This is a genomic window from Mojavia sp., assembly GCF_059505145.1.
Genome location: NZ_JCACKA010000026.1, coordinates 1 through 5,128, shown reverse-complemented (window position 1 = coordinate 5,128; position 5,128 = coordinate 1). Strand labels below are relative to the sequence as shown.

Here is a 5,128-nt window from a genome sequence, read left to right as displayed (position 1 = left end):
ATGACTTTGAAATCCTTATTAGTTTTTGTTAGGAAATAAGGTGCGTTTCCCCTGATGGGGGTAATAATCCCAGAATTAATCTCTCTACGTCGTGGCCAAGTCATCGGTATAGTCACAATAGTAGACTGTCGGTTCTCACAAGTTGCATCTGGCTGGGGATTGCCTCTTCTGTACCATTGGCAGTTAGAAAACCCGCGAGAGATTACACCGATTCCTTACATTGGTCAACTGGGGATTTTTGAAGTGCCCGATGATTTGGTCATGGAGGTGGTTGCATGACTAAAACGGCCCGAAGTCAGGCGAAGTATTGGTTCAATTCCTTGCAGTGCAGTGACAATGATTCGTACACTGCAACAAGAAGGGGCAACACGAGAGAATATCGTCACTTTTATCAAAAAAGCAAAATCCAAAAAGACATCACCAAAAATTTTAGATGTCTGCAAAAATTTTGATAACACAAAATTTAAACCAGTTCTGCTAGATGATGCCCCGCTCGCCGTAGTACTTTTCGCGGGTGGCGGCGGGATTGAAGCGGGGATGGTCGAAGCCGGGATTCGTCCAGTTATCGCGGTGGAGTTCGACTCCAGCAAACCAGACTTGAGCCAGGTGATCGCCGTAACCCATCACCATAATTTCGGCGAATACGGGTGTAGAGTCGGTCAGCCTGGTAACATTTTTTCAGATTGCGCTTTCCTCATGGTCGATTACTACCATAATCCATTTTTTATCTAATTAAAATTTAATACATAGTTTTGGAATGCAGCAAACAAACTGATACTATTTTGTCAGTAAAATCATCAAGTTTGGAAAAAGAACGTAAAAATAACAGTTTTAATTCTCACCAGCAAATGAAACAAACAGCATTCGTTTAATGGCGCTCGCCTTTAGGTCGCTAGCAGTATCGACTGAAATACTGATTAATAGGTTCAAATGTGGCATCTCTGCATTTTGTTGAAATGTGCACATGGCAAAAGTCTGGTAATCAGCCGTTTTGATATAAGCCTTCAACTAGCGGCAATCGCTAGCAACAAAATATTTATAGGAAGTAATCGATGAAAATCACAAATACTTTGAAAGAAAAAAGCAAGGAAATTTGCAGCTTGTTAGCGTATGTGATGGCTGCCACTCTAATCACGTCGCCGTTGGCGTTCGCCGCCTCCCCCTGGAAGGCGGGTCAGGGGACAGTGAACACGAAATTCATGACTACTTCCGATTACGCCACTGGATGCTCAAATAATGATACGTCGTGTTTCTATGCGAGTTCGTACGATGACTTCTTGAGCGGCGTGCGGCAGGGTTACATTAGTGTTTCTAGCTACTCTAGTTCTATCTCTTGCTCTGGGCCCGCATACGCGGGCATCGTTTCCACGAATCCGGGCGGGAACGTGAGCGTCAAAGCCACGCTCAATCCTTCAGATCCTTCATGTTATACCTACAACTGGAATGCCGGGCCGGTCACGGTGAACCTTTCTGGCACGTACACAAATGGGGGCTACCGCTATTCGCGTAGTGGTAAATCAACACAATACTACAACGGAACGACCTACAAGTACGACAACAAATATGACTCCTTCCAGGAGACATTTACTGGTTCCATTACAGGCTTTACCACTCCTTTTACAGGTGATGCCTCTGCGGAACGCAATAGCAACCGTGAGCAGGTGAAGTAAACTGCTTGCGGGTAGTACTCTCCGCAAAAACAAACCCACCGGAGTGAGTTTGTTTTTGCTCTCAATGTTGCCAAGCCCTAGCTATCTAATTGTTTGAAGCCTTTAAATTTCCGAGACTTCAATTGAATTGATACAGTTTTATCCTTGTCGAACGCTTGGATTGAAAGTTTGTTCCACCCGATGATAAGCGTAATGTGATTTTCGGACGCTGGTTAAATCGAGATGAATCGGTGTCAGTTACTAATAATATAAAGTTACAAACGCCCTTTGGTGACACATCATCAATGCCGCAAAATTCAGATTCCGTGTCAGTCTCCAGTAATATAGAAGATATACAAACTCAAGTTACTGACACACCCGACATTCCCCAAACATTAAATCAGGCTGCCCAAGGCTGGAAAGGGTTAAGGCTGAAATTACGGCAGGGGCAAGATTCTGCGGGTTCTTTCTACACTGAGCTAATTGCAAGGATTGGTGATGCTGTTGGGGTTGCTGATGGTGAGCCAGTATGGAATGAATATTTGAGTCAGTGGATGGTTGGGGTTAACTTTGCGGACGGTTGTAAGTCGGTTGTGTGCGATTGGGTAGTGGCGGTGTAGGTCAGCAAATCCCAGCAAATCCCGTGTCACTTATTTATGGTACAGCGGGGCATTTTTCGAGTCTTGTGCCTAACCAACACAAAAGTTAAGGTACGAAGGCCAACACGCCTACAAGAGAACCGGAACCTCCACGTAATCTCAGAACTGCGATCGCGAGTTTAGTCCCTTGGTTGGTAATTGGTCTAAATTGCTAAGATTTTCTAGCACAATACCAGACTGTGCCAACACCAGACGGTTAGTAGCACCCACTAGGATCGTGTCCAGGGTCTACACCATGAGTATCTATTCCCACATTTGCAATTTGCCGTTGGTTGAGTAAAAACTGTGTAGCATTGCTGTTAAATCCTGGGACATTGCATAATACCTTGAGCATCCTGATTGAAGAATGCGTTTCTATTCTGACTTTTCACGGTTTTCAATCAATTTTAGGGACGATCGCTTGTGAAAGTTGATGAGAGTCACGGTCTAACTGGGTGAGGGTGATTGCCAACATGAGCAACCCAATTGCAATAATTCTAGAAGCGGTGATCGGACGGGGTGCCATGCTAAACCAGCCCAATTGATCAATTACCACAGAGAGAATCATCTGACTGCAAACGACGCAGAGCGTTGTGGTTGTTAATCCCAATTTTGGCACGACCAGGGTACTCAACGTGACGAAAGCTGCTCCTAGAAATCCTCCCAGAAACGCCCACCAGGGAACCGTCAGCAGGCGCTCAAGGGGTGGGATTGGAAAAAGGTGCAAAATCATCAGTAGCGCCAGAGCTGTAAAGCCAGCAATGAAGTTAATTGCGGCAGCCGCAATTGAAGAGTGGAGTGTTTGCCTTAAGCGAGCATTCGCAGCAGCACCGATTGCAATCAAGACACCACCTGACCCTGCACCGAGGAGTGCGAGTAACGTGTTCATAAGCAAGGAAAAACAGTAACTTACTGAGCCAGAAAAAAGAGCGCAACCAGCAATAGCCCGATGGCAAAGCGGCGATGGCGTGTCATGCGATGTTGAGGGACTCCTAGCCAACCAAAATGATCTGTGATCATGCCTGCGATCGCCTGTCCACAGGTCACAAATCCCAGGGTTAAGGTTGGCCCCAGTAGGGCAGTGAAGTAGATACTGGAAGTAATATAGCCAGCGCCTAAAACTCCACCTACAAAGCTCCATCGCGGTGCTTTGGATAGGGCAGACCAGTCAGGATCACCAAACTGTCGGGTGAACAGGAGTGCAATTAAAGCCAGTGCGCCAACGAGGTAGGAAATATCAGCAGCTAAAGCAACTGAGTTGAGGGAACGTGCGAGTTGAGCATTCAGGCTGACTTGAATCGGCAATACCGCTCCACTTAGCAATGCCAATAGCAAGTACAGGTAGATTTGGCAGCGAGAAGCAATTTTAGACCTTACGCGGAGCATAATCGCAGGTAAGCGACTCAAACGGTTAGTAGTCATAACTTGTGTGAGTCAGAGAATCTTCAGTGGATAGCCAAGTTACTGAACAGCGATCGCTTCAATTTCGATCAGCAGTTCCGGGAACGCCAGCCGCGAAACGCCCAGTAATACTCCCCCTGCCCGGCATCCTGCTGCCACTAATCGCTCTTTGATAGCATCCCAATTTGCCATTAAGCAATCGGCATCCGTTGTGTAGTAATCGATTCGTACCACGTCTGCAAGTTGATAATTTGCCTGGCTTAAAACAGTTTCCAGATTATCGAGTGCCTGGTTAATTTGGCCACGCATATCACCAACATGAAGCAGTTTGCCATCCCCATCCATTGAAACTTGTCCAGCACAGTAGAGCGTGCGTTGTGCACTGTTTGTCTCGATCGCCCATGACCATCCCTGTTCAGCTTGCCAGTTCCAGGGGTTAATGATTCGCCGTTCCATCTTGATCTCCGTTGACCATTTGGTGAATGTTTAAAGTCAAATCGCTTCAGGCTGCCATTGCAGACTGATCATAAGAACCATAAGTCAGTTCCTCTGAGTCTGAGCGGGCAAGTCCAATCACTTGATGCCCAGATGTTTGCAAGGTGTGAGCGATCGCGCTGCCAATGTAATCCATTGCACTTGTGAGTAAAACCTTCATCACTGTTCCTTCGTGAACGAATTCTTAAGTATCTTGATATCAAGATACTTAGGATAAATGTAAATGTCAAGAATCTCGATATCGAGATATAATCACCCCATGAAACAGGACTACATTGACCAAATTCTGGAGCAGTGGTGGCAGGAGTCACCTCAACTTGACTCTTCGGCGTTAGCAGTGGTGGGTCGTGTGCTGCGAATTGCCCGCTTGCTTGAAAAGCACCGAGAAACCGTACTGGCAAAGTATGGGCTAAGTATCTGGTCGTTTGATGTGCTAGCAACCCTAAAACGTCAGGGAGCGCCCTATCAACTGAAACCGACGGATCTCTACGATCTGCTGATGTTGTCTTCAGGGGCAATGACAAACCGGATTGATCGCCTGGAGCAAGATGGCATTGTGATCCGCCTGCGTGACTCTGGCGATCGCCGCAGTGTGATTGTACAACTCACCGCCAAAGGCATTCATCTGGCGGATACCGTGATGCCTGTTTTATTTGAGCAAGAACAGCAACTCCTGACTGGGTTCACAACTACTGAAGTACGGTCTATCACAACGCTTCTACGCAAATTCTTAGTGTCACTTGAGGAGAATGAAACATGATGCAATGGCTGAATGAACCTGCCCAATGGTCACATAGTGCTCATCAAGTTTTGTTGACAACAAACTCAAAAACTGACTTCTGGCGAAAAACTCATTATGGCTTTATTCGTGATAATGGTCATTTCTTTTACCGGCATTGCTGAATGAAAGGATGAATTGATTTATATAGGTACAATTTGATACTT

Annotated in this window: 11 protein-coding genes; 6 read left to right on the top strand and 5 right to left on the bottom strand. The window is 46.1% G+C overall.

The annotated features are described in order from the left end of the window. Positions 1 to 54 precede the first annotated feature (54 nt). From AC5JL8_RS03795 to AC5JL8_RS03780, 4 genes are all read left to right on the top strand, one after another. Entirely contained in the window at positions 55 to 279 is a 225-nt protein-coding gene (locus AC5JL8_RS03795; RefSeq protein WP_495878449.1) for an ASCH domain-containing protein, read from the top strand. 57 nt (positions 280 to 336) lie between these two features. Then, entirely contained in the window at positions 337 to 732 is a 396-nt protein-coding gene (locus AC5JL8_RS03790; RefSeq protein ID WP_495878448.1) for a hypothetical protein, read from the top strand. A gap of 320 nt (positions 733 to 1,052) precedes the next feature. Then, entirely contained in the window at positions 1,053 to 1,670 is a 618-nt protein-coding gene (locus AC5JL8_RS03785) for a hypothetical protein (protein ID WP_495878447.1), read from the top strand. A 284-nt stretch (positions 1,671 to 1,954) separates the two neighbouring features. Next, the gene (locus AC5JL8_RS03780; RefSeq protein ID WP_495878446.1) at positions 1,955 to 2,269 is read left to right on the top strand and encodes a hypothetical protein; all 315 of its coding nucleotides are present in this window, start codon (positions 1,955 to 1,957) and stop codon (positions 2,267 to 2,269) included. 235 nt (positions 2,270 to 2,504) lie between these two features. Here AC5JL8_RS03780 and AC5JL8_RS03775 read toward each other — a convergent pair whose 3' ends face one another. From AC5JL8_RS03775 to AC5JL8_RS03755, 5 genes are read right to left on the bottom strand one after another with little or no spacing between them, the layout of a single operon-like run. Further along, positions 2,505 to 2,642 carry a cyclase family protein gene (locus AC5JL8_RS03775; protein WP_495878445.1) on the bottom strand — a complete coding sequence of 46 codons (138 nt, stop codon included), beginning with the start codon at positions 2,640 to 2,642 and terminating at the stop codon, positions 2,505 to 2,507. 42 nt (positions 2,643 to 2,684) lie between these two features. Further along, positions 2,685 to 3,176 (bottom strand): DMT family transporter, encoded by a 492-nt coding sequence (locus tag AC5JL8_RS03770; RefSeq protein ID WP_495878444.1) that lies wholly within the window; start codon positions 3,174 to 3,176, stop codon positions 2,685 to 2,687. 20 nt (positions 3,177 to 3,196) lie between these two features. Then, positions 3,197 to 3,709: a DMT family transporter gene (locus AC5JL8_RS03765; RefSeq protein WP_495878443.1), complete on the bottom strand. Its 513-nt coding sequence runs from the start codon at positions 3,707 to 3,709 to the stop codon at positions 3,197 to 3,199. A 39-nt stretch (positions 3,710 to 3,748) separates the two neighbouring features. Then, positions 3,749 to 4,144, bottom strand: coding sequence for a RidA family protein (locus AC5JL8_RS03760; protein WP_495878442.1), 396 nt, complete (start codon positions 4,142 to 4,144; stop codon positions 3,749 to 3,751). A gap of 46 nt (positions 4,145 to 4,190) precedes the next feature. Further along, positions 4,191 to 4,343, bottom strand: coding sequence for a hypothetical protein (locus tag AC5JL8_RS03755; protein ID WP_495878441.1), 153 nt, complete (start codon positions 4,341 to 4,343; stop codon positions 4,191 to 4,193). Between the two features lie 99 nt (positions 4,344 to 4,442). Between AC5JL8_RS03755 and AC5JL8_RS03750 the strand changes: the two genes are divergently transcribed. Further along, positions 4,443 to 4,943: a MarR family winged helix-turn-helix transcriptional regulator gene (locus tag AC5JL8_RS03750; RefSeq protein ID WP_495878440.1), complete on the top strand. Its 501-nt coding sequence runs from the start codon at positions 4,443 to 4,445 to the stop codon at positions 4,941 to 4,943. Next, the gene (locus AC5JL8_RS03745; RefSeq protein ID WP_495878439.1) at positions 4,940 to 5,086 is read left to right on the top strand and encodes a DUF1349 domain-containing protein; all 147 of its coding nucleotides are present in this window, start codon (positions 4,940 to 4,942) and stop codon (positions 5,084 to 5,086) included. The genes AC5JL8_RS03750 and AC5JL8_RS03745 overlap by 4 nt, the downstream gene beginning before the upstream one ends. The last annotated feature ends 42 nt before the right edge of the window (positions 5,087 to 5,128 follow it).